At 72.4% G+C, this 22,318-nt stretch carries 24 protein-coding genes; 17 read left to right on the top strand and 7 right to left on the bottom strand.

The window, feature by feature from the left end; translation table 11 throughout:
• Positions 1-56: 56 nt before the first annotated feature.
• A complete protein-coding gene (gene metG / locus FB455_RS19495; protein ID WP_071098894.1) occupies positions 57-1,859 on the bottom strand; it encodes a methionine--tRNA ligase in 1,803 nt (600 codons plus the stop codon).
• Between the two features lie 127 nt (positions 1,860-1,986).
• Between metG and FB455_RS19500 the strand changes: the two genes are divergently transcribed.
• Positions 1,987-2,817 (top strand): hypothetical protein, encoded by an 831-nt coding sequence (locus FB455_RS19500; protein ID WP_486481554.1) that lies wholly within the window; start codon positions 1,987-1,989, stop codon positions 2,815-2,817.
• Between the two features lie 60 nt (positions 2,818-2,877).
• Here FB455_RS19500 and rsmI read toward each other — a convergent pair whose 3' ends face one another.
• Positions 2,878-3,717 (bottom strand): 16S rRNA (cytidine(1402)-2'-O)-methyltransferase, encoded by an 840-nt coding sequence (gene rsmI, locus FB455_RS19505; RefSeq protein ID WP_047890730.1) that lies wholly within the window; start codon positions 3,715-3,717, stop codon positions 2,878-2,880.
• A 92-nt stretch (positions 3,718-3,809) separates the two neighbouring features.
• Here rsmI and FB455_RS19510 point away from each other — a divergent pair, with 92 nt between their 5' ends.
• The 3 genes from FB455_RS19510 to FB455_RS19520 all read left to right on the top strand — a co-directional run bounded on the left by FB455_RS19510 (position 3,810) and on the right by FB455_RS19520 (position 7,859).
• Positions 3,810-5,480, top strand: coding sequence for a dolichyl-phosphate-mannose--protein mannosyltransferase (locus FB455_RS19510; protein WP_091330240.1), 1,671 nt, complete (start codon positions 3,810-3,812; stop codon positions 5,478-5,480).
• A 307-nt stretch (positions 5,481-5,787) separates the two neighbouring features.
• The gene (locus FB455_RS19515; protein ID WP_145754459.1) at positions 5,788-7,083 is read left to right on the top strand and encodes a VWA domain-containing protein; all 1,296 of its coding nucleotides are present in this window, start codon (positions 5,788-5,790) and stop codon (positions 7,081-7,083) included.
• A 2-nt stretch (positions 7,084-7,085) separates the two neighbouring features.
• The gene (locus FB455_RS19520; RefSeq protein WP_013283938.1) at positions 7,086-7,859 is read left to right on the top strand and encodes a hypothetical protein; all 774 of its coding nucleotides are present in this window, start codon (positions 7,086-7,088) and stop codon (positions 7,857-7,859) included.
• Between the two features lie 52 nt (positions 7,860-7,911).
• Here FB455_RS19520 and FB455_RS19525 read toward each other — a convergent pair whose 3' ends face one another.
• On the bottom strand, positions 7,912-8,187 hold the full coding sequence (locus FB455_RS19525; protein ID WP_013283937.1) for a hypothetical protein: 276 nt from the start codon (positions 8,185-8,187) through the stop codon (positions 7,912-7,914).
• A 126-nt stretch (positions 8,188-8,313) separates the two neighbouring features.
• Between FB455_RS19525 and FB455_RS19530 the strand changes: the two genes are divergently transcribed.
• The 5 genes from FB455_RS19530 (at position 8,314) to FB455_RS19550 (ending at position 11,780) form a co-directional block, all read left to right on the top strand.
• Positions 8,314-8,970, top strand: a complete 657-nt coding sequence (locus tag FB455_RS19530; RefSeq protein ID WP_041798787.1) for a 4'-phosphopantetheinyl transferase family protein — start codon at positions 8,314-8,316, stop codon at positions 8,968-8,970.
• A 75-nt stretch (positions 8,971-9,045) separates the two neighbouring features.
• Positions 9,046-10,086, top strand: coding sequence for a hypothetical protein (locus FB455_RS19535; protein ID WP_145754462.1), 1,041 nt, complete (start codon positions 9,046-9,048; stop codon positions 10,084-10,086).
• 127 nt (positions 10,087-10,213) lie between these two features.
• A complete protein-coding gene (locus tag FB455_RS19540) occupies positions 10,214-10,930 on the top strand; it encodes a VOC family protein (RefSeq protein ID WP_145754465.1) in 717 nt (238 codons plus the stop codon).
• Positions 10,931-11,041: 111 nt separating this feature from the next.
• Positions 11,042-11,233, top strand: coding sequence for a hypothetical protein (locus FB455_RS19545; protein ID WP_047890737.1), 192 nt, complete (start codon positions 11,042-11,044; stop codon positions 11,231-11,233).
• Positions 11,234-11,318: 85 nt separating this feature from the next.
• Complete coding sequence (locus FB455_RS19550) at positions 11,319-11,780, top strand: hypothetical protein (RefSeq protein WP_145754467.1); 462 nt, start codon at positions 11,319-11,321, stop codon at positions 11,778-11,780.
• Positions 11,781-11,815: 35 nt separating this feature from the next.
• Here FB455_RS19550 and FB455_RS19555 read toward each other — a convergent pair whose 3' ends face one another.
• From FB455_RS19555 to FB455_RS19565, 3 genes are all read right to left on the bottom strand, one after another.
• On the bottom strand, positions 11,816-12,679 hold the full coding sequence (locus FB455_RS19555) for an alpha/beta fold hydrolase (protein WP_030274063.1): 864 nt from the start codon (positions 12,677-12,679) through the stop codon (positions 11,816-11,818).
• 110 nt (positions 12,680-12,789) lie between these two features.
• Positions 12,790-14,895 (bottom strand): cellulase family glycosylhydrolase, encoded by a 2,106-nt coding sequence (locus FB455_RS19560; RefSeq protein WP_145754470.1) that lies wholly within the window; start codon positions 14,893-14,895, stop codon positions 12,790-12,792.
• 131 nt (positions 14,896-15,026) lie between these two features.
• Positions 15,027-16,037 (bottom strand): saccharopine dehydrogenase NADP-binding domain-containing protein, encoded by a 1,011-nt coding sequence (locus FB455_RS19565; RefSeq protein ID WP_145754474.1) that lies wholly within the window; start codon positions 16,035-16,037, stop codon positions 15,027-15,029.
• Positions 16,038-16,131: 94 nt separating this feature from the next.
• Between FB455_RS19565 and FB455_RS19570 the strand changes: the two genes are divergently transcribed.
• Genes FB455_RS19570 through rox form a run of 3 tightly spaced genes read left to right on the top strand, consistent with a single transcriptional unit; the run spans position 16,132 to position 18,750 of the window.
• Entirely contained in the window at positions 16,132-17,070 is a 939-nt protein-coding gene (locus FB455_RS19570; protein ID WP_030274057.1) for a helix-turn-helix domain-containing protein, read from the top strand.
• Between the two features lie 52 nt (positions 17,071-17,122).
• On the top strand, positions 17,123-17,302 hold the full coding sequence (locus FB455_RS19575) for a hypothetical protein (RefSeq protein ID WP_114919417.1): 180 nt from the start codon (positions 17,123-17,125) through the stop codon (positions 17,300-17,302).
• Positions 17,303-17,322: 20 nt separating this feature from the next.
• Positions 17,323-18,750, top strand: coding sequence for a rifampin monooxygenase (gene rox, locus FB455_RS19580; protein ID WP_145754476.1), 1,428 nt, complete (start codon positions 17,323-17,325; stop codon positions 18,748-18,750).
• Positions 18,751-18,775: 25 nt separating this feature from the next.
• On the opposite strand, the gene FB455_RS19585 is transcribed toward rox, so the two are convergent.
• Positions 18,776-19,534, bottom strand: a complete 759-nt coding sequence (locus FB455_RS19585; RefSeq protein ID WP_145754479.1) for a hypothetical protein — start codon at positions 19,532-19,534, stop codon at positions 18,776-18,778.
• Between the two features lie 146 nt (positions 19,535-19,680).
• Here FB455_RS19585 and FB455_RS19590 point away from each other — a divergent pair, with 146 nt between their 5' ends.
• The 5 genes from FB455_RS19590 (at position 19,681) to FB455_RS19610 (ending at position 22,303) form a co-directional block, all read left to right on the top strand.
• Positions 19,681-20,307, top strand: a complete 627-nt coding sequence (locus tag FB455_RS19590; RefSeq protein ID WP_145754481.1) for a DUF1963 domain-containing protein — start codon at positions 19,681-19,683, stop codon at positions 20,305-20,307.
• A gap of 27 nt (positions 20,308-20,334) precedes the next feature.
• A complete protein-coding gene (locus FB455_RS19595) occupies positions 20,335-20,682 on the top strand; it encodes an ArsR/SmtB family transcription factor (RefSeq protein ID WP_013473924.1) in 348 nt (115 codons plus the stop codon).
• Entirely contained in the window at positions 20,679-21,158 is a 480-nt protein-coding gene (locus FB455_RS19600) for an SRPBCC family protein (protein WP_030274045.1), read from the top strand. Before FB455_RS19595 ends, FB455_RS19600 begins: the two co-directional genes overlap by 4 nt.
• Positions 21,159-21,236: 78 nt before the next feature.
• On the top strand, positions 21,237-21,455 hold the full coding sequence (locus FB455_RS19605) for a tautomerase family protein (protein WP_013283921.1): 219 nt from the start codon (positions 21,237-21,239) through the stop codon (positions 21,453-21,455).
• Positions 21,456-21,607: 152 nt separating this feature from the next.
• Complete coding sequence (locus tag FB455_RS19610; RefSeq protein WP_047890747.1) at positions 21,608-22,303, top strand: proteasome protein; 696 nt, start codon at positions 21,608-21,610, stop codon at positions 22,301-22,303.
• The last annotated feature ends 15 nt before the right edge of the window (positions 22,304-22,318 follow it).

Genomic DNA, 22,318 nt, shown 5'->3' on the forward strand with positions numbered 1-22,318 from the left:
GGCGCGCACGACCGCGGCCCGGGGAGAGATCCCCGGGCCGCGGTGCGCGCGTGTGCTCAGCCGGCCAGGCGGGCCAGCTCCTCCTCGACGATGGACGGGTCGAGCTTGCGGAACACCGGCTTCGGCGCCGCGAGCGGCCGGCCCACTTCCAGGGGTACGGACTCCCAGCGCGCACCGACCGTGTAGTCACCGGTCAGCACCGGGTACGACGGCCCGCCGTCGAGGTCGTCGACCTCCTCGATGACGGGCATCGGCGCGTGCACGCCGGTGCCGCCGAGCAGCTCGTGGATCTTCTGGGCGGAGTGCGGCAGGAACGGGGTGAGCAGCGTGTTGGCGTCGCTGACCACCTGGAGCGCGACGTGCAGGACGGTGCCCATGCGGGGCTTCTCGTCCTCGCCCTTGAGCTTCCAGGGCGCCTGCTCGGAGAGGTACTTGTTGGCCTCGGCGACGACCTTCATGGCCTCGCCGATGGCCTGCTTCTGCCGGTGCCGGGCGATCAGGTCGCCGACGGTGGCGAAGCCGGCCTTCGCGATGTCCAGCAGCGCCTGGTCGGCCTCGGTGAGCCCGGCCGGGTCGACCGGCGGGATCGCGCCGAAGTTCTTCGCCGCCATGGACACGGACCGGTTGACCAGGTTGCCCCAGCCGGCGACCAGCTCGTCGTTGTTGCGGCGCAGGAACTCGGCCCAGGTGAAGTCGGTGTCGTTGCTCTCCGGGCCGGCCACCGCGATGAAATAGCGCAGCGCGTCGGCGTCGTAGCGCTCCAGGAAGTCGCGGACGTAGATGACCACCTTGCGGGAGGAGGAGAACTTCCGTCCCTCCATGGTCAGGTACTCGCTGGAGACGACCTCGGTGGGCAGGTTGAGCCGGCCCAGCTCGCCCGGTTCGCCGTCGCGGGCGCCCTCACCGGAGTAGCCGCCGAGCAGCGCCGGCCAGATCACCGAGTGGAAGACGATGTTGTCCTTGCCCATGAAGTAGTAGGAGCGGGCGTCCTTCCCCTCCCCGTCCGCCGACCACCACTTGCGCCAGGCCTCCGGGTCGCCGGTGCGCCGGGCCCACTCGATGGACGCGGACAGGTAGCCGATGACCGCGTCGAACCAGACGTAGATCCGCTTGTCCGGGCGGTCGCGCCAGTCGTCGAGCGGGATCGGCACGCCCCACTCCAGGTCGCGGGTGATGGCCCGGGGCTGGAGGTCGTCGAGCAGGTTGCGGGAGAACCGCAGCACGTTCGGGCGCCAGCCGTCGCGGGTGTCCAGCCACTGCCGCAGCGCGTCGGCCAGGGCGGGCAGGTCGAGGAAGAAGTGCTCGGTCTCGACGAACTCCGGGGTCTCCCCGTTGATCTTCGACTTGGGGTCGATCAGGTCGATCGGGTCGAGCTGGTTACCGCAGTTGTCGCACTGGTCGCCGCGCGCGCTGTCGTAGCCGCAGATCGGGCAGGTGCCCTCGATGTAGCGGTCGGGCAGCGTCCGGCCGGTGGACGGGGAGATCGCCCCGGTGGTGACCTTCGGGACGATGTAGCCGTTGCGGTGCAGCCCGGTGAACAGCTCCTGCACCACCGCGTAGTGGTTGCGCGTGGTGGTGCGGGTGAACAGGTCGTACGACAGGCCCAGCGCCCGCAGGTCCTCGGCGATCACCCGGTTGTAGCGGTCGGCCAGCTCGCGCGGGGTGACCCCCTCGGCGTCGGCCTGCACCTGGATCGGGGTGCCGTGTTCGTCGGTGCCGGAGACCATGAGCACGTCGTGACCGGCCATCCGCATGTACCGGGAGAAGACGTCGGAGGGAACGCCGAATCCGGATACGTGGCCGATGTGGCGCGGGCCGTTGGCGTAGGGCCAGGCGACCGCGGCGAGAACGTGACTCATGAGCAGCAAGCCTAGTGATTGCCGTGGGCGTGCCGCGAACCAATGGGGTGCGCGCTCCGACCGTACGTCCGATTTGTCGCCGACACGCGGCGTGAGCTGCCCGACAAGCCAGACGTACCGGTGTGAAATGAACATCGTGACCAGCAGACCAGCGGCGCCCGAGCCGTCGGCGGCCGCCACGCGGCGGGCGGCGCGGCCCACGCCGCCCGGCGGGCCCGTCGCTCCCCAGCCACGGCTCGACCCGGCGGACCCGCCGGTGGAGGTGGAGCCGACCACCGGAGCGCCGGTGGACGCGGTGCCGAGCCGGGTGCCGGTACGCCAGCCGCGCTGGCAGCGCGAGGCCGCCCCGTCCGGCGGCTGGGCACCGATCGAGGAGGTGCACTGGGACGGCACGCCGCTGCGCGACGAGCCGCGCCCACGTCCGGGCCGCCCCTCGGCGCGACGGGAACGCGCCCGCCCGGCCGCGCCGCCGAGCCCGCCCGCCGGGCTGGCCGTGCTGCTGACGCTGAGCCTGCTCGCCGCGTTCTTCGCCTGGGTGAGCGCCGGGCCGTTCTGGCTGGCGGTGGGGCACTCGACCGGCGGCACCGTGATGATCACGCAGTGCGCGGGCGGCGGGCTCACCCAGCGCTGCCGGGGCATCTTCTCCGCCGACGGCGACCGGTTCCAGGCCCACGGGGTACGGGTCAGCGGCGTACCGGCCGGGCGCACCGACACCGGCAGTTCGCTGCGGGCGCGGATGACCGGGCCGGACGGGTCAACCGCCTACGCGGACACCGGGGTGGGACGGCACCTGCGCTGGCTGCTGGGGCTGGCCCTGGTGGCCGGCTGCGCCGCCGGGATCGCCAGGTGGACCGGGGCGACCCGGCTCGCGGACGAACGGCAGCGGCGCTGGGCGGTCGGCCTGGCGCTGGCCGGCCCGCTGCTGATCACCGTCGGCTTCCTGGCCGCCGCCTGGTGAGGTGAGGCGTTAAGAGGGGGCCCTTCCTCTACCGCAGGCGTTAAGAAGGGGCCCTTCCTTTCAGCTGTGCACGACGGCGTACACCTCGCGCCGCCGCAGCCCGTACGCGGTGGCGACCTCGGTGATCGCGTCCCGGCGGGACAGCCCGGCCGCCTCGCGCTCGGCCACCGCCGCGCGCAGCGTCTCGTCGTCCGGCCGGACCGCGGGCGTGGCCGGTGCGCCCGCAACGACGAGCGTGATCTCGCCCCGCGGATCGCCCTCGGCGGCCCACTCGGCCAGTTCGCCGAGCGGCCGGCGGACGACCTCCTCGTAGGTCTTGGTCAACTCGCGGCAGAGCGCGGCGGGCCGGTCCCTGCCGAACGCCTCGGCCAGGTCGGCGAGCGCACCGGCGATGCGGTGCGGCGCCTCGAAGAACACCAGCGTGCGGTCCTCGGCGGCGAGCGCGCGCAGCCGGGAGCGGCGGGCGCCGGGGGTACGCGGCAGGAAGCCCTCGAAGCAGAACCTGTCGCAGGGCAGCCCGGACAGTGCCAGCGCGGTGGTGACCGCGCTCGGCCCGGGCGCGGCGGTGACCGGCACACCGGCGTCCAGTGCGGCCCGGACCAGCCGGTAGCCGGGGTCGGAGACGCTCGGCATGCCGCCGTCGGTGACCAGCGCGACCGTGTAGCCGGCGGCGAGCACCTCGGCCAGCTCGGGGGTACGCCGCTCCTCGTTGCCCTCGAAGTACGAGACGATCCGGCCGGGCACAGTCACGTCCAGGTCGCGGGCCAGCCGGGTGAGCCGCCGGGTGTCCTCGGCGGCGACCACGTCGGCGGCGGCCAGCACCTCGCGGAACCGGGCGGACGCGTCGGCCGGGTTGCCGAGCGGCGCGCCGAGCAACACGAGCCGCCCTACCTCGGACATTTCCCCCACGGCGTGCGCTCCCTCATCGACGGTCGTACCAATTTCGGAGACGAGAGACGCCACCGGGCACCCTCGCAGCCTACGATCGCCGGGTGACGAGTGCGTCGACAGCACAGAGCGCGAACCCGGACCCTTCCACCACCGACCGGGGCGACGGCGCCGGGCGCGGGCTTCCCGCCGCCGTGCGGCGCCGGCTCGCCACCGTCGATGATCGCATCGGTCGAGGTCAGGCGTGGCTGGCGACAGCGGTGGTGGTGGCCGTCGCGGCGATCCTGCGCTTCGTGGGGCTCAGCTTCCCGCCCGGGAAGATCTTCGACGAGACCTACTACGCCAAGGACGCGTACGGGCTGATCGACCGCGGCTTCGAGTGGAACTACAAGGACAACGGCCCCTCGTACGTGGTGCATCCACCGCTGGGCAAGTGGATGATCGGCATCGGCGAGTGGGCCTTCGGCTACCAGGACGCGGACAGCGGCGTCTCGGTGCCGGGCCACCTGATCACCACCTCGCCGGAGTTCGGCTGGCGGTTCGGAGCGGCGGTGGCGGGCACGCTGTCGGTGCTGCTGCTGGTCCGTATCGGGCGGCGGATGTTCCGCTCCACGGTGCTCGGCTGCGCGGCCGGCCTGCTGCTCGCGCTCGACGGCTACCACCTGGTGCTGTCCCGCACGGCCATCCTCGACATCTTCCTGCTGCTGTTCGTGCTCGCCGCGTTCGGCGCGCTGGTGCTCGACCGGGACGCCCGGCGGCGGCGCTGGGCGCGGGCGCTGGAGGGCGGGCTCGACCCGACACAGCCGGGCCGGGCCGGCCGTCCGTCGTCGGGCTGGCGGGACTGGCCGTGGTGGCGGCTGGCAGCAGGTGTGCTGCTCGGCTGCGCCTGCTCGGTGAAGTGGAGCGCGCTCTACTTCGTACCGGCGTTCGCGTTGCTGGTGCTGCTCTGGGAGGTGGGCGTCCGCCGCTCGTCCGGGGTACGCCGGCCGTGGCGCGACGCCGTGCTCGACGAACTGCCGTGGCTGCTCGCCGCGGGTGTGCTGATGCTCGTGACCTACGTGGCGACCTGGTCGGGCTGGCTGCTCGGCCAGGACGGCTACTACCGCCTGGCGGAGCGCTACCCGAACAACCCGGAGCTGAGCGACACCCCGATCATCGGCGCGCTGATCAACCTGTGGGAGTACCACAAGGCGGCGTACGGCTTCCACACGCAGCTCGACGACCCGCACAAGTACCAGTCCTGGCCCTGGCAGTGGCTGCTGCTCGGCCGCCCGGTGGCGTTCCACTGGTCCGGGGACGGCAGTTGCGGCGCACCGAGCTGCGCCTCGGAGGTGCTGCTGCTGGGTACGCCGCTGCTGTGGTGGTCGTTCCTGCCGGCGCTGGCCGCGACCGCCTGGCTCGGGCTGGCCCGGCGTGACTGGCGGGCGGGCGCGATCCTGCTCAGCGCCGCCGCCGGCCTGCTGCCCTGGTTCTGGTTCGCCCTCGACGGCCGGACGATGTTCTCCTTCTACGCCGCGCCGGCGGTGCCGTTCCTGGTGCTCGCGGTGGTCTACGTGCTCGGCGCGATCGCCACCCCCGCGCCGGTGACGAACACGGCCGCGCCACCGGACCCGCAACAGGTCCACGACCGCCGGCTGGTGGGCGGGATCATCGCGGGCGCGTACGTGTTGCTCGTGGCGCTCTGTTTCGCGTACTTCTACCCGATCTTCGTGGGCCGGGTGCTGCCGTACGCGGACTGGTCGGCGCGGATGTGGCTGGACGGCCGCTGGATCTGACGCGGGGCGCCGGGCACTGCGCGGCGCCGGGGCGCCAAAAAAGCGCGCCCCGATCGCCTGCCACGGGGGAAGCGGGCGATTGGGGCGCGCAAGAAAGAGCTTAACCACACTCCGGCAACGGCACAACGGGTGCGGGCCGGTCAGATTTCCGACGAGTGCACCACCGGCCGAAAGGTTTACATGGTGCAGCTAACGGTGGGTGGCCGAGCGCGACCGTGACGGCCCCGGCGGACGCCGGAGACGGACCTCCCGCGGGCACCTCCGACCCGGATGATCTTCCAATGTGGATCTCACTACACTTCGCCCGGTGATCAACAAGAGACGATCGACGGCCGTCCTCATCGGACTGCTGGCGGCGGCCGCGCTGATCGGGCCGAGCCCCGCCGGGGCCGACGACGAGACCACCGAGCCCGTCGCCGAACCACCCAAGGTCGAGCTGGTCCTCGACGTCAGCGGATCGATGCGGGCCCGCGACATCGACGGCCGCAGCCGGATCTCCGTCGCCCAGCAGGCGTTCAACGAGGTGGTCGACGCCCTGCCGGACGAGACACAGCTCGGCATCCGGGTGCTCGGCGCCACCTACCGGGGCAAGGACAAGAAGCAGGGCTGCCTGGACACCCAGCAGATCGTGCCCGTCGGCCCGGTGGACCGTACCCAGGCCAAGGCCGCCGTGGCCGGGCTGCGGCCGACCGGTTTCACACCGGTCGGGCTGGCCCTGCGCTCCGCCGCGCAGGACCTGGGAACCGGCAGCACCGCCCGCCGGATCGTGCTGATCACCGACGGTGAGGACACCTGCGCGCCGCCCGACCCGTGCGAGGTGGCCCGCGAGCTGGCCGCCCAGGGCACCCGCCTGGTGGTCGACACGCTCGGCCTGGCGCCGGACGAGAAGGTACGCAAGCAGCTGCTCTGCATCGCCGGCGCGACCGGGGGCACCTACACCGCCGCGCAGAGCGCCGACGAGCTGACCGGCCGGATCAAGCAGCTCGTCGACCGCGCCCGGGACACGTACACCGCCGCTCCGGCTGTGGTCGGCGGCGGCACGGCGTGCGAGGGCGCGCCGCTGCTCGCCCCCGGCGTCTACAGCGACCGGGAGGCGTTCTCCGAGCACCGCTGGTACCGGGTGCCGGTGCGTCCCGGGCAGGAACTGCGCGCCTCGGTGAGCGTCGCGCTGGACCGGCCGGTCAACCCGGACTACGGCGTGCTGCTGCGCGCCACCGCGCCGGACGGGCGGGAACTGGTCCGGGGCGTCGACGCCGGCAGCGGGCGCACCGACGTGGTCTCCGCCGGGCTGCGCTGGTCGGCCGCCGAAGAGGAGGAGGAGGACGGGCCGAGCCCGGAGCCGAGCGCCGGCGCGGAGCAGCCCGTACGGACCGTCTGCCTGGTGGTCAGCAACTCGTTCGCGGCCAAGCCCGGCACCCAGGCCCGGCCCGGCATGCCGGTGGAGCTGACAGTCGACGTGGTGGCCGCCTCCCCCGCGCCGGACGGGCCGGATCTGGGCCGCGGCTGGGTGCTGCTGCTCCTGCTCGCGCTCGCCGGACTGCTCACCGGGCTGGTCGCCGGACTGCTCACCCGCTGGTGGGTGCACACGTGGAGGGTGAACTGAGCATGCGTACGCTGATCCGCTCCGCGGCGGCGATCACCGCCGCCGGACTCGCCCTCACCCCGGCGGCGGCCCTGGCCGCGCCCAGCCCGTCACCGGGCGCGACCACGGTGACCAAGGCCGGCACCTCGTTCCTCACCGCCACCACAGTCACCGCCGGCCAGCCGGTGCAGGTGGGCGCGTCGACCGGCGACCACCTGTACTGGTCGTTCCGCGCCGACGCCGGGCAGGTGCACGAGGTCACCGCCACCGTCACGTTCCCGAAGCCACGCAGCGGCGCGTCCACCTGGACCGTCGACGTCTTCGACGGGCTGCGCCGCCGGCAGGCGTGCACCGCCGGCGCGCAGACCCCGACCGCCGGCGCGTCGGCGACGAGCGTCGCGCTGGGCTGCACGCTGCGCCGGGTACGGCCGTGGGCCGAACCCTGGTCGGGCGACCCGCTGCCCGGCACCTACTACATCCGGCTCTCCGTCACCGATCTGCCGGAACCCGACCTCGGCCTGCCGATCGACGTGGAGATGCTCGTCGGCGCGACCGACGAGGGCGGCGCGTCCGGCGACGACGGCGAACTGGCCGCGCCGCTGGTGCCGAACACCAGGGCCGGCACCGTGCTCAGCGCCGAGCCGACGCCCGAGCCGGTGGCCGACGAGGAGACCGACCTGACCGGGTGGCTCCCCGAGGCCGGATCGCGCTGGGTGTGGACCACTGTGGGCGGCGTGCTCGCCGCCGTGGCCGGCGTGGTCGGCTTCGGGCTCACCCGGCGGCCGCGCCGCCCCTGAGGACCGCAGCCGGTGGCCGCCGCGAACCCGACGCGGCGGCCACCGGACGCGCTCACGCCTCGGCGATACGCGGGCCGCGCGGCACCCAGCCGATGAACCGGTCCTGGAGCGCGGTGACCGGCACGGAGCGCAGATCCTGCGTCGCCGCGGCGAGGCAGGACCCGAGATAGACGCTCAACGACGCCCGGTCCACCTGGTACTCGCGCAGCAGGTGATGACGTTTCGTGGCGCAGGGCCAGTCGTCACCGCACGAGCCGCAGGTCCAGTCGGGGGTCACCGGCACGTGCTCGCCGCCGGTACTTCCCGAAACCTCCGCGCCAGGCGTCATCGGCCGCTCCTTCCGAGTCAGGAATGGTGGTGATGGACCGGTTGCCTCCCCGCAACATTCCTTCAGCGCAGCGGCACGCCCAAGCGTTACGGTACGTTCACCGCGTGTCCCCGTCATCCACCTCTCGTGCGTGATCTGCTCCCGGCCGAGGTCGCCGTGGCGGTGGCCGACGCGGCCGACTGGGCCGGTGAGCTGCTCCCGGCCGAGCTGGCCGCCCTGGGTGAGCGCGCGGTACCCGGCCGGCGCCGAGACTTCACCGCCGGGCGGGTCTGCGCCCGGCGGGCACTCGGCGCGCTCGGCCTGCCCGCCACGCCGGTACCGGCCGGCGCCGACCGGGCCCCGATCTGGCCGCCCGGCGTGGTCGGCGCCATCACCCACACCCGCGACTACTGCGCCGCGGCCGCCGCCCGCGCCGCCGACGTGCGCGCCGTCGGTATCGACGCCGAGCGCTACCGGCCGCTCTCCCCGGGGGTACGCCGGAAGGTGTGCCGCCCCGACGAGGAGGCGGACCTGGCCCGGCTGCCGCCCGGCACGCCCTGGCCGACCGTGTTGTTCAGCGCGAAGGAGACCGTCTACAAGGTCTGGCACCCGCTCGTCGGCACGTGGCTGGGCTTCGCCGACGCGCGCGTCGTGCTCGACCCGGAGGCGGGCACCTTCCACGCCGCCATCGCCCCGGCCCGGCTCGCCGCCGCACCGGTGCCCGATCCACCGTCAGCGGTGACCGGACGGTTCGCCGTGGACGACGACCTGGTCCGCACCGCGGCCGTCCTGCTTCGTCGATGAGGCACTGCCGGGCGGGTTGTGCCCGGCTTGTACCGTCGTTCCGACTGAAAATCCCGAAGGCGCCCAAGGAGTACGGTGAGCCACCCTCAGCCTCCGTCCGGGTCACCGGACCCGAACCAGCAGCCGCAGGAACCGCCGACGCAGGCGTTCCCCACCGCCCCGATGCCGCCGGTGCCGGGCAACCCGTACGCGCCACCGCCCGCTCCGACGTCGGGCTCGCCCTACCCGCCGCCCTCGGACGCGCCGCAGCCGCCCGTCTCGGGCGCGCCGTACCCGCCGCCGGGCAGCGAGTACCAGCCGCCGGGTGCCGCGTACCAGCCGCCGGGCGGTGCGTACCCGCCGCCGGGGTCCGAGTACCAGCCGCCGGGTGCGGCGTACCAGCCCCCGGGCGGCGAGTACCAGCAACCGGGTGGCTACCCGCCCCCGGGTGGTTACCCGCCGCCGGGTGGTGGCGCGTACCCGCCGCCGCCCGGAGCGCCCTTCGGACCGCCGGCGAAGAAGTCGAACAAGAACGTCTGGATCACTGTCGGCATCATCGCGGTGATCCTGCTGCTGCTGTGCTGCGGTGGCGGCATCTTCGCCATCTACAGCGGCGCGAAGAAGACCCAGGAGGCGATCGACTCGCTGCCCACCCCGGGCGTCACCTACGGCCAGCCCACAGGTGACACCCCGACGGGCGCTCCCACCGGCACGCCGCAGCCGGGCAACACCGACGACAAGACGTTCAACATGCCGGCCGGCGACAAGCTGGTCGTCAACGACGACCGGGGCACCATCGAGATCACCGTCGGCAACTTCCGGACCAGGAACGCCGCCTGCAGCGAGGTCATGCCCGGCCCGAAGAACGGCATGTTCCTGATCGCCGACGTGACCGCCGAGATCACCAAGGGCACCGGCTCGATCAACCCGTTCTACTTCACCTGGGTCGCTGCGGACGGCACCGAGGAGAGCGGCATCGGCGGCGCCTTCTCGGGTTGCGGCAAGCTGATGACCTCGGGCAACAACCTGCCCGAGGGTTCCAAGCGCAGCGGCCAGCTCATCTTCGACGTCAAGGACCAGAACGGCGTCGTGGAATACAAGCACCGCTTCCGTTCCGCCGGGTCCTGGAAGCCCTGACCCGAACGAAACCCCGCACGGGGGCCGGTCCACTACGGACCGGCCCCCGTGTCCGTTCGGACGGCGCCAGAAGCCGAACGGACATTTCCATGTGCACGAGCCGGCCCTCGGTCGCCAGGCTCGGAGCATGGCTAACGAGACGACGATCCCGCTGCTGCCGTGCCGCTCCCTGGACGATGTGGCGCCCTTCTACCAGGCCCTCGGCTTCGAGATCACGTACCGGCAGGAGCGCCCGAACCCGTACCTGACGCTGCGGCGGGAGGATCTCCATCTGCACTTCTTCGGGATGCCGCAGTTCGATCCCGCCGACTCGTACGGCTCCTGCCTGGTGGTGGTGGACGACCTGGTCGACATCCACCGGGCCTTCACCGACGGCCTGCGTGCCACGTACGGCAAGGTGCTCGTCTCCGGCGTGCCCCGGATGACCCGGCCCCGGCCCCGCCGCAACCAGGAGGGCCACTTCGGGTTCAGCATCGTCGACCCCGGCGGCAACTGGATCCGGTTCGTCGGCCGGAGCGATACCGCGGAGACCGACGACAGGGGCGGGCTGGCCCGTACGCTGCAGAACGCGGTGGTGCAGGCGGACTCTCGCGGCAATCCCCAGCAGGCCGCGCGGATCCTCGACGGCGCGCTTGCCCGCCCGGATGCCGCCGACGACCCGGCCGTCCAGGTGGAGGCGCTGGTCTACCGGGCGGAACTGGCGCTGCAACTCGACGAGCCGGAGTCCGCGCGGGAGCTGGTGCGGCGGGCCCGCTCGATCCCGCTGGACGACGGATCGCGCGACGCGCTGGCCGACACGCTGCGGCACGCCGAGGACCTGATCACCGCCCTGCCGCCCGCATGACCGCACGGCGAGCGGGCGCCCGGCCGGTGGCGGCGGTTTGCCGGCCGGGTCAGCGGGGACGCGCCTCGGCAGGCGGCGAGGGCCGCCACGCGACGATCCGGGGAGGCGGCAATGAGCGTCGAGCGCGCGAAGAACGACCTGGAGGACCTGGCCGGTCCGGCCCGGGCGCGGCTCGGTGACCTGAACCAGGACGAACACGCCGAAGCGGACCGGGTACGCGAACGGGATGAGATCCGGGGCAAGCGCCCCGGCGAGCACATCCAGGCGGACGCCCGCGACGCCGACGACGACTTCTCCGCCTGACCCCGTCCTGCCGGAGATCCGAGGTCGGGCCGCGCCGCACGCGCGGCGGGCGTGCGCTGTCGGGGTTGGCTCCTATCCTGGGACGATGGTTCTCACCGACGTCACCGGGTCCTGGGCAGGCACCAACGGCTTCCGGCTGATGCCCGCCGATCCGCTCGCCGAGTCGCCGGCCGCGCTCACAGTCGCCACCGCGGCCGGCGGGCACCTGACCACCGCGTCGTACTCGTGGGAACATCCCGACGACGGCCCGCAGGACGGCCTGCTGGTGGTCGGCGCCGGCGACCGGCCGGGCTCGCTCGTCGCCTGGTGGGGCGACTCGTGGCACCAGCAGCCGACCCCGATGACGCTGACCGGCGCGGCGGGCGGGGCGGCGGTCGAGCTGACCGCCGAGTACGGCGGCGGCTGGGGGTGGCGGATCGTCCTCGACACCGCCGACCCGGTCACGCTGCGGCTGCGGATGGAGAACGTCGTCCCCGCGGACCAGGCCGGGCCCGGCACACCGGCCGGGCCCTACCCGGCGATGGTCACCGACGTGCGCCGGGCCTGACCGTCGCGGGCATCCGCGACGCGGCGACGCCGCGGTCAGGCGTCGAGGATCTCCCGCAGCCGGCGCGCGAACGCCTCCGGCTGCCCGGCGTGGCCCATCCCCTCGCCGAGGAACCCGCCGTGGTGGCTCGGGAAGACCGCGGCCTGTCCGCCGAGCAGCTCGGCGGTGGCCACCGACGTCCGCGCGGTGAGGGTGTCCGCCGACTCCTCGCCCACCGCCACCACGACCCGGGTAGGCGCGGCGCGCAGCGCGTCGGCGTCCGGCCGGAAGACGGTGACCGCCGCGGACCGGTCGGAGAGCAGCGGGTCGTCGCGGCTGCCGTCGTCCTCGGCCGGCATTCCGAACGCGGCGGGATCGGGCGCGGGCTGGGCGAAGTAGTCGTCGGTGAACTCGCCGCGCCACGACGTCATGACGATGAACGCCGCCATGCCGGCACCCCAGCCGTTCTTCCGGTACGCCTCCTGGCAGGCGGCCATGGCCCGTCCGGCCGCCTCGGCGTCGGGGAGCAGCGTGACCAGCGGCGGCTCGTGCGCCACGAGCGTGGTCACCACGTCCGGGTAGGCGGCCACCAGGGCGAGCGCGGTCACCGCGCCGCCGCTGCTGGCGAACATGTCGACCGGGCCCACGCCGAGGGCGTCGACGATGTCGCGGACGTCCCGGGCCTGCACCTCGGGCAGTGAGTCGTTCCGGCCGTCCTTGCGGACGCTCCGGCCGAGCCCGCGCGGGTCGTACGTGATGACTGTGCGGTCCGGGAAGTACGACGCGAGCGTGGTGAAGCCGTCGGCGCACATCGGCTGGCCGATCATGAACAAGGGGCGGTGCCCGGCCTCGGCCGCCTCGGGGGCGTGGACGTCGTAGACCAGGTCGACCTCGGGCGTCTGGAGAGTGAGCGTCTTCATGCCTCTGTCGACCGGCGCCGACCTCGGAAATCATCGGTCCGGCGGAAACTCGTGCCGGGCACGGCTCGCGGCGGTGTCGACGCCCACCGCCGCGAGCCGTGCCGTCGCGGTCAGCTCACCGTGCCGGTGACGGTGCTGCCGGACTTGGTCACGTAGTAGGTCAGCTTCGTGCCGCTCCAGAAGTGGAACGTCAGCGTGACCCGCTGGCCGTCGTTGACCTCGGCGAAGAACTCCGGCTTCAACGCGATCGTGTTGCCGGTGTAGTTCGGCGCGAACGTCACGTCGAACTCCTTGTACGAGGTCCAGTTGTGCGGCCCGGCGTTGCTGCCGTCGGCGTACTTCGCCTCCATCGTGGCCAGCTGGTCACCGCGGAACTGCGCCGGGAGCGTGAACGCCGCCGTGGTGCCCGTGGCGTTCGACAGCACCGGCGGGTCGTACGTGATGATGCTGATCCGCCACGGCACGCCCGCGGAGAAGCGGGCCTGGAGGTTGGCGTTCACCCCGTACGCGCGGGAGCCGACCAGCCGGGTCAGCGCCGACGCGGTGAGCGTCAGAGTGCTGCCGGAGACCGTGTAGTCGGTGCCGTTCACCAGGTCGGTGGTGCCCTGGCGCAGCCCCTGGAACGTGGTGCCGTTCAGGTTGAGCGTCAGGCTCTTGGCGGTGATCGTGCCGGTACGCGGCACGTACACCTGGTCGCTGGACGCGGTGCCGGAGCGGGTCGTCCAGCTCGACTTGATCTGCGCGAACAGCTCGGGGTCCTTCCACACGAACGACGTGCGGTCGAAGTGCTGGCCGTTGTCCCAGAGCTGGGTGGTCAGCTTGCGGCTACGCGCGTAGTGGCCGAGGAACTCGAAGAACTTGAGCTTCTCGCCCTGCTCGATGGTGCCGGTGTGGCGGTCGAAGCCGAGCAGCCCGTACTCGCCGATGATCACCGGGATGTTGCGGGTGACGAAGGCGTTGTAGACCCGGTCGAACTGGTCGGTCAGGTCCTGCTGGACCGTCGCGTCGAACCGGGTGCCGCCGGCGACGTTCACGCTGAACGGCCAGTACCCGTAGAAGTGCACGGTGGCGATCAGGTTCGGGTCGTTGAGCGTGTTGAACGTGCTGACCAGCTCGTTCACCCGGGCCTGCTCGGCGGAGGTGTGCAGGGTCGGCAGGACCAGCAGCCGGGTGGCGTTGCCCCCGCCGGACTGACGGACGATGCGGTGGAACGAGGTGTTCAGCTCGTTGAGGAGCGTGGCGTTCTGCGCGTCGCCGGAGCTTCCGGTGAACTGCGGCTCGTTGACGCTCTCGAAGGTCAGCTTCGGCGAGGAGTCCTTGAACGCGGCGGCGATCTGGGTCCAGAGCGCGTTGTAGCGGTTCAGCACGCCTGCGCGGTCGGTGGGCATCGTGTTGATCCACTGCCACGAGTCGTGGTGGATGTTGAGCACCACGTAGAAGCCGTCGGCGAGCGCCCAGCCGACCACCTCGCGTACCCGGTTCAGCCAGGCCGCGTCGATCGTGTAGTTCGGCGCGGCGCCGTGGTGGTTGCTCCAGGTCACAGGGATGCGGATGCTGTTGAAGCCCTGCGCCCGGACGTTGTCGAGCAGCGCCTCGGTGACCCGCGGGTTGCCCCACGCGGTCTCGTCCGCGCCGACCGCGTCGAAGGAGTTGCCGAGGTTCCAGCCGGGCTGCATGGCGGCGACGGCGGCCATGGCGTTGCCTGCGGGCGGCGGGGTCGTGGGCGGTGGCGTGGTGGGCGGCGGGGTGGTCGGGGGCGGAGTGGTCGGCGGCGGCGGGGTGGTCCCGCCGACGCCGCCCGTGCAGGCCACACCGTTGAGCGAGAACGCGGTGGGCGCGGTGTTCGCGCCGGACCAGGAGCCGTTGAAGCCGAACGAGACGCTGCCGTTGGTGGCGATGGAGCCGTTGTAGCCGACGTTCGTGGCGGTGACGTCGGCGCCGGAGGAGGTGACTGTGGCGCTCCAGGCCTGGGTGACCCGCTGGCCGGACGGGAACGTCCAGCGCAGGTTCCAGCCGTTGATCGGGTCACCGAGGTTGGTCACGTCGACGTTCGCGGTGAAGCCGCCGGGCCACTGGCTGGCGGTCGTGTAGGTGACGCGGCAGCCGGCCGCCGCCTGGGCGTTCGTCGCCATCACGGCGGTGCCTGTCACGAGTGCCGCGGCGGTCGCGGCGACCAGGCCGACCCGCAATCGGGCGGTACGGGGAGAGCGGAACATGGTGGTTCCTTCGTGGTGGGGTGGGGCGCGTGGACGGGGAAGGCGGGGCGCGCACCCGCCCAGCGCGAGAGTAAGTTTGGATTCCAAACATTGTCAATCGGTAGCCGTGGATGCGGGAGGCCGACGGGGCATCAGGCGGCCGACGGCGTCTCGACGGTGAGATGCGCCGACAGCGCGCCCAGGAAGTCCGGCGCGTCGAAGATCCGGCCGGCCGACGCGACACCGGTCGCCCGGGTCCGCCCGGTCAGGATCCGGTGGACCGCCTCGACCGCCAGCGGCGCGCTGATCGCGTAGATGTCCTGCCCGTGGGCCACCACCCGCCGGCGGACGTCGCCCGAACGCACCACCACGTCGACGGTGAACGTCTGCGCGGACCGGCCACGCTCGTCCACAGCGGCCGGCGCCTCCCCGGCGGCCAGATCCCCTGCCGCGTTCGCGGTCATGTACGTGCACACCTCCGGGATGTCCAGGTGGCTCGGCACCGTCACCACGTCGGCCATGGTGAACTCGCCGAGCACCGGCCGGACACCGAGCGGCGCCGGGAACTCCCAGTCCCGCCGGGGCAGGTCGCCGTCGGCGTACACCAGGCGCCCGTCGGTGAAGCGGACCCGCCGGCCGTCGCGGCGCTCGCGCGAGACGACGCCGGAGGCGACCGTCCCGGCCGTCGGGTGCCAGCTGCTCAGCCCGTACGCGACGTGCGCCTCGTCGGCCGTCGTCCAGTCCCCCATCGCGGTGGTGACCAGCAGGTCGCCGAGCCCGCCGAAGAACGCCATGGCGGGCACCACCGCGACTCCGGCGGCCTCGGCACGCTCGGCGTAGTGCGCGAACGTGTCCCGGTTCGCCTCGATCTCGGCCGCCACGTCGACGTAGGGGATCCCGGCCCGCAACGCGGCCTCGATCAGCGGGCCGGCGGTCGAGGCGAACGGCCCGGCGCAGTTGACCACCGCCGCCGCCCCGGCCAGCGCCCGGTCCAGCGAGGCCGGGTCGTCGACCGACGCCACCCGCTGCTCCACCCCCGGGAACGCGGCTGACAGCCTCCCGCCGTCGCGTCCCACCGGCAGCGGCTCGTATCCCCGCTCCCGCAGCTCCGCCACCACGAACCGTCCGGTGTGCCCGTACGCCCCGAACACCGCTACCTGCATGACATTCCCCCTCGAAGATCGACTGGAATGATCCTCGCCGGAATTCGAGAGCCGGGACAGTGGCGCAAACGCCAATGCCCGTACAGTTTCGGACATGACCCTGATAGCGCTCGCCGCCACCGACGGGATGCTGCACTTCGAGCTGGCGGCGGCCTGCGAGATCTTCGTGCGCGACCCGACCGGCCTGGCCGACCCCTGGTACGACCTGGTGGTCTGCGGTCCCGGCCCGGTCGGCGTCGGCCGGTTCGCGGTCACGCCCGACCACGGGCTGGACCACCTGGCCCGCGCCCACACGGTGATCGTCCCGGCGATCGAGGACACCGACGCCGAGCCGCCGTCCGACCTGGTCGACGCGGTCCGCGCCGCGCACGAGGCGGGCGCCCGGATGGTCTCGTTCTGCACCGGCGCGTTCGTCCTCGCCGCCGCCGGCATCCTCGACGGGCTGCGCGCCACCACCCACTGGGCGCACACCGACGCGCTCGCCGCCCGCTACCCGCGCGTCCAGGTCGACCCGGACGTGCTCTACGTGGACAACGGTGACGTGCTCGCCTCCGCCGGCAAGGCCGCCGCGATCGACCTGTGCCTGCACCTGATCCGCCGCGACCACGGCTCCACAGTCGCCAACGCCGTCGCCCGCCGCCTGGTGGTGCCGCCGCACCGCGCGGGCGGCCAGGCCCAGTACGTCACCACACCGGTCCCGGCCCGCGAGGACCACCCGCTCGCCGCGCTGCTCCCCTGGGCGATGGCGCGGCTGGACCGCCCGCTGACGGTCGCCGACCTCGCCCGCCAGGCCACCATGAGCACCCGCAACCTGGTCCGGCACTTCACCGCCGCGACCGGCGCCACGCCGTCGCAGTGGCTGGCCACGCAGCGCATCCGGCGGGCGCAGGAGCTGCTGGAGAACACCGACGACGGCATCGACGCCGTCGCCGAGGCATCCGGCATGGGTACGGCGACGACGCTGCGCCGCCACTTCCAGCGCACCGTCGGCGTACCCCCGGACACCTACCGCCGGACGTTCCGCCGCGGCTGACCGGGTTGCCCGGCGGTTGTAGCGTCGGCCACCCGACCACCGGGAGCAAACCATGGCTGAGCAGGTACGGGTGCCCGACGACGGCGCCGGCGGCAGCGAGTTCTTCGAGGCCCGCGCGTTCCGGCACGGCGGCTATGGTCGATTCGACCACCAGCCGATCGTCGCTGCGCTCGTGGCACGCATCCGCGCCCTCTCCGGCGGCTTCGTGCCGCCGAAGGGGACGGTCGCCTGACACTCGGCACGGGGGAAGATGTGTTCGACGTGATCGTGGTCGGCGGTGGGCCGACCGGCATGATGCTGGCGAGCGAGTTGCGCCTTCAGGGCGTCGGCGTGCTCGTCCTGGAACGCGACGCCGAGCCGCCGCCGTACGTGCGCTCGCTCGGCCTGCACGTCCGCAGCATCGAGGTGATGGACCAGCGCGGGCTGCTGGACCGGTTCCTCGAACACGGCGGCACGCATCCGATCCGGGGGTTCTTCGCCGGCATCGACAAACCCGCGCCCGCCGACCTGGACACCGCACACCCGTACGTCCTCGGCATCCCGCAGACGCTCACCGACCGGCTGCTCGCCGACCACGCCGCCGAGGTCGGCGCCGAGATCCGGCGCGGCAGTGCGGTGACCGGGCTGGAGCAGGACGACGACGGCGTGACAGTCCACCTCGACGACGAGAGCGCGTCACCGCTGCGGGCGCGGTTCGCCGTCGGCTGCGACGGCGGGCGCAGCACCGTCCGCAAGCTGCTCGGCGTCGGCTTTCCCGGCGAGCCGTCGACGATCGACACGCTGCTCGGCGAGATGGAGTTGACCGCGCCCGCGGACGAGATCACCGCGATCATGACCGAGGTACGCCGCACCGAGAAGCGGTTCGGACTCGGGCCGTCCGGCAGGCCCGGCGTGTTCCGGGTGGTCGTACCGGCGGCCGACGTGGCCTCGGCGCCGCCGACGCTCGACGACGTCAAGCGGCAACTTCACGCGTACGCGGGCACCGACTTCGGCGTGCACTCCCCCCGCTGGCTGTCGAGGTTCGGCGACGCGACCCGCCTGGCCGAGCACTACCGGGTCGGGCGGGTCTTCCTGGCCGGCGACGCCGCGCACGTCCACCCGCCGCTCGGCGGGCAGGGACTCAACCTGGGCATCCAGGACGCGTTCAACCTGGGCTGGAAGCTGGCGGCGACGGTGAACGGCTGGGCGCCGGACGACCTGCTGGACACCTACGAGACCGAGCGGCGCCCGGTCGCCGCCGACGTGCTGACGAACACCCGCGCGCAGATGCTGCTGACCACCAACGAGCCCGGGCCGCAGGCCGTGCGTCAGATGCTGGCGCAGCTCATGGACTTCGACGAGGTCAACCGCTTCCTGATCGAGAAGGTCACAGCGATCAGCGTGCGGTACGACGTCGGCGAGGGGCATGCGCTGCTCGGGCGGCGGCTGCGCGACGTACCGCTGCGGGAGGGACGCCTGTACGAGCTGATGCGTACCGGCGGCGGGTTGTTGCTCGACGGGACCGGAAAGCTGTCGGTGGACGCCTGGGCCGACCGGGTCGGGCATGTCGCCGGCACCGGCGACGAGCTGGACGTGCCGGCGGTGTTGTTGCGGCCGGACGGGCACGTGGCCTGGGTGGGTGACGATCAGCAGACGCTGGAGGATGCGCTGACCAGATGGTTCGGTGGCGCGACGAGGTGAGCCGCCGCCGACCGCCCGAGGGCGTTCAGGGTCCGGTCGTCTGGTAGCTGCGGAGCGCGGCTTCGGCGAGCCGGGGGAGGTGATCGTCGCCGCCGGGCTCGTTGCCCTGCTCATGAACGACCACCAGGGTGGCGCCGATCCGGACGAGGATGCTGTCCCATTCCAGCGTGATCGATCCGGAAGTCGTGCTGGAGTCGACGCGCATGCTCTCGTCGCCCAGTCGCGGCCCCGGTACCACCGCGAAACGGTAGCTGCCTCCGTCCTGGCCCGGTGACGCGACGGCAGGGCACCGTCCGATGAACGTCCGCAGGTCCGCCATCGCCCCTCGGGCGCCGTCGTCGGCGTACGTCCTGAGCACTTCGCTCGCCACCCACGGGTAGTCGGAGCCCTCGCCAGAGCTGACGGTCGCGGCGGTCATCGCCGACGGAGCACCGGTCAGCCGGTTGGCCGACAACAGCGGAATCATGTCCGTACAGGGCACCTCGGGGCCGGGGCGCTGCCGGCCCGCATCCGGAGCCATGACCGTTGCGATATCCACACTGAAGCCTGGTGGCAGCCCGTCCGTGGTCACCAGCCGCGCCGACAGTGCCGCGGAGTAGCCGGTGCCGCCGGTCGCCGGAATCGCGGACGGCTTCCGGGTGGTGGGCGTGCCGGTCGCCTGGGCCGTGGAGGGGACAGCTTCGCCCGCCGAACGATCCGCTGGATCAGCAGTCGAGGGTCCGCACGCGGCCACCACGCAGACCGCGCCCGCCGCGCCCAGCCTCCGCAGCACCGTCCTGAGCACCGGGCAGACTCCATCTGTCGTACGGACGCGTCAGGCTACCAACGGACGTGACTCCGATCGGCCGCCCGGCTGCGGGCCGGGTGCCGGACGGACCCGGGCACATCTGAGCGCTGCGAGAGATCGTCAACTCCCCTACGCTGCGCCGCGTGACGATTCTGATGATCTACAACGGTGACACGGCACCAGATGCGCCCGGCACGCGTACCGGCGGTGTTCCGCTCGTGCCTGCGGGCTTCGACTGGCCGGTGTGCGACGAGTGCGACGGACCGATGCAGTTCCTGGCCCAGGTCCGGCTCGACGACGTCGACGCGGACGACGCCGCGCTCTTGTCGATCTTCATGTGCCAGAACGATCCGGGCCTGTGCGACGAGTGGGATGCGACAGCCGGCGGCAACCGCGCGTTCGTCTTCCCTTCCGGGGCGCTGGCTCCGTCTGCCGTGCCCTCGGGCGACACCGTCCTGGCGGCCGAGACGTCCGCCGTCACGTACGTGCCGATGCACGACTCCGACGGCTACGACGAGGCGCGCGAACGCTGGCGCGGTGAGTCCGGCCGACCGCTGCGAGACGTCCTCGGGCAACTCGGCGGACTGCCGGCGTGGCTCCAGTTCGACCAGACGCCCACCTGTCCCGCCTGCGCCCTGCCCATGTCGTTCGTCGTCCAGCTCGAGGAAGGCCACGATCACCGCACCGGCTTCAACTTCGGTGGCGGTGGCTGCGGGTACGGATTCCGCTGCCGGCCATGCTCGACGGCGGCGTTCCTGTGGCAACAGTGACCTGCTTTTCAGGCTTGACGAACGCCAATGGTAAGCCGTAGCTTACCGTTCGTGGGAACTTACCGAACCGAGGACGGGTGGGACGCCCTGGGCGACCCGACTCGGCGGGCGATCATCGCGTGTCTCGCGGAGCAGCCGCGGGCGGTCGGCGAGCTGGCCGCGGTGCTGCCGGTCAGCCGGCCGGCGGTGTCGCAGCATCTGCGGGTGCTGAAGGACGCCGGCCTCGTGACGGACCGCACGGCGGGCACAAAGCGTGTCTACCGGCTCAATCCCGCCGGCGTGGCCGCCTTACGAGATCAGCTCGACACCTACTGGAGCCGCGCGTTGGACGGCTTCAAGGACGTCGCCGAGCGCCCTGACGAGGAGGAATCATGAGTGGCACGGATGCGGTGGTACAGCGGCAGATCGTGGTCGACGCGCCGGTGGAGCGCGCCTTCGCGGTATTCACGGAGCGGTTCGGCGACTTCAAGCCGAAGGAGCACAACCTGCTGTCGTCGCCGATCGCGGAGACGGTGTTCGAGCCGAAGGTCGGTGGGCACATCTTCGACCGCGCCGAGGACGGCAGTGAGTGCGCCTGGGCGCGAATCCTCGTCTTCGAGCCGCCGGACCGGCTCGTCTTCAGCTGGGACATCAGCCCGGCATGGCAGCTCGAACAGGATCTGGACAACGCCAGCGAGGTCGAGGTCCGGTTCGTCGCCGAGACACCGCAGCGCACCCGGGTCGAGTTGGAGCACCGCAACCTGGACCGGCACGGTCCGGGTTGGGAGTCGGTTCGTGACGGCGTCGGCCACGACGAGGGCTGGCCGCTGTACCTGGACCGCTACGCCGGACTGTTCACCGAGGCCGGATAGCACGTGCCCTGGCAACCGCCGGCACGATCATTCACGAGCCTCGAAAGGCTCGGAGAGAGGCACTGGCAGACTGCCGTCGTGCCGTCCGAACCGCCGTCGTGGACAATCAAGCACTTCTCGCAGGCCAACCCGGCGGGACCGGGTCAGGACAGCGTCCCGGCCTTGCTACGCCGCATCGCCGACAGCATCGAGCAACGGCCTGGTATCGAGGTCCAGGACGTCGTCATTCAAAGCGAGATCACTGCCGACGGTGACTGGTGGTCGGCCACCGTCTACTTCCACGAGCCGTCGCCGTAACGCATCCGGCCGGCCGCTCGACCGCGTCGCCGCCGACGGGCGGCAGCCTTCCCGTAGTCCGGCCACGAGTGGGCCAACCCTCGTCGGGGTGTAGGCAGGCGGGATGGCGGGTACGTCGCGCCCTACCCCTTACCCCTGCTCAGGAGGACGCTATGACCGTCGTACTCGCCGTTGTCTGCAAAGACGGGGTGGTGATCGGCGCCGACTCCCAGATCACCGAGAGCGACCGCGGTCTGAGCTTCCCCGCCCAGAAGCTGCACCCGCTGGGCGACTGCGCCGCCTGGGGCGGCAGCGGTGCGCGGGGGGTACTCAACGACCTGCGCCCCCTCCTCCAGGACTCGGCCACCGCCATCCTCGAAGCACCCGACATCGGCGACGAGTTGCAGGAGCGCGTCCTGCCCGTCTTCAAGAAGCACTACGAGAACTACATCCCGGACGTACCGGGCGAGGGCGCCGGCGGCGGGGTGTCGGCGTACCTGCTCGCGGCCGGCTTCAGCCAGGGCGGCCCGTGGATCGTGGAGATCAACCCCAACGGACTCATCGGCCGCTACGAGGACGTGGGCTTCCACGCCATCGGCTCCGGCGCGCCCATGGCCCAGCAGGCCGGCGCGCTGCTGTCCCACTTCCGGATGACCACGCGCACCGTCGAGTACGGCGTGGTGGGCGTGGTACGGGTGCTGGAGGCTCTGGAGCGGACCTCGCCGTCGGTCGGCGGGCCCTTCAGCGTCGCGTGCATCCGCGAGGAGGGCGCCCACCACCTCGACGAGAAGGAGATCACCAAGGCGCTGAAGGACGCCGAGCGCTGGCGCGATCTCGAACAGAAGGCGCTCGACGGCCTGTTCGACTGACGCCGGGGCGTGCGA

Source organism: Micromonospora sp. CNZ296, assembly GCF_007827635.1.

Bases quoted from the DNA above. Each gene is read 5' to 3' on its own strand.
- FB455_RS19610 (WP_047890747.1), top strand. From the start codon at position 21,608: ATGACCGTCGTACTCGCCGTTGTCTGCAAAGACGGGGTGGTGATCGGC.
- FB455_RS19570 (WP_030274057.1), top strand. From the start codon at position 16,132: ATGACCCTGATAGCGCTCGCCGCCACCGACGGGATGCTGCACTTCGAG.
- rsmI (WP_047890730.1), bottom strand. From the start codon at position 3,717: ATGTCCGAGGTAGGGCGGCTCGTGTTGCTCGGCGCGCCGCTCGGCAAC.
- FB455_RS19560 (WP_145754470.1), bottom strand. From the start codon at position 14,895: ATGTTCCGCTCTCCCCGTACCGCCCGATTGCGGGTCGGCCTGGTCGCC.
- FB455_RS19550 (WP_145754467.1), top strand. From the start codon at position 11,319: ATGGTTCTCACCGACGTCACCGGGTCCTGGGCAGGCACCAACGGCTTC.
- FB455_RS19540 (WP_145754465.1), top strand. From the start codon at position 10,214: ATGGCTAACGAGACGACGATCCCGCTGCTGCCGTGCCGCTCCCTGGAC.
- FB455_RS19545 (WP_047890737.1), top strand. From the start codon at position 11,042: ATGAGCGTCGAGCGCGCGAAGAACGACCTGGAGGACCTGGCCGGTCCG.
- FB455_RS19500 (WP_486481554.1), top strand. From the start codon at position 1,987: ATGAACATCGTGACCAGCAGACCAGCGGCGCCCGAGCCGTCGGCGGCC.
- FB455_RS19575 (WP_114919417.1), top strand. From the start codon at position 17,123: ATGGCTGAGCAGGTACGGGTGCCCGACGACGGCGCCGGCGGCAGCGAG.
- FB455_RS19600 (WP_030274045.1), top strand. From the start codon at position 20,679: ATGAGTGGCACGGATGCGGTGGTACAGCGGCAGATCGTGGTCGACGCG.
- metG (WP_071098894.1), bottom strand. From the start codon at position 1,859: ATGAGTCACGTTCTCGCCGCGGTCGCCTGGCCCTACGCCAACGGCCCG.
- FB455_RS19555 (WP_030274063.1), bottom strand. From the start codon at position 12,679: ATGAAGACGCTCACTCTCCAGACGCCCGAGGTCGACCTGGTCTACGAC.
- FB455_RS19595 (WP_013473924.1), top strand. From the start codon at position 20,335: ATGGTAAGCCGTAGCTTACCGTTCGTGGGAACTTACCGAACCGAGGAC.
- FB455_RS19525 (WP_013283937.1), bottom strand. From the start codon at position 8,187: ATGACGCCTGGCGCGGAGGTTTCGGGAAGTACCGGCGGCGAGCACGTG.
- FB455_RS19565 (WP_145754474.1), bottom strand. From the start codon at position 16,037: ATGCAGGTAGCGGTGTTCGGGGCGTACGGGCACACCGGACGGTTCGTG.
- FB455_RS19520 (WP_013283938.1), top strand. From the start codon at position 7,086: ATGCGTACGCTGATCCGCTCCGCGGCGGCGATCACCGCCGCCGGACTC.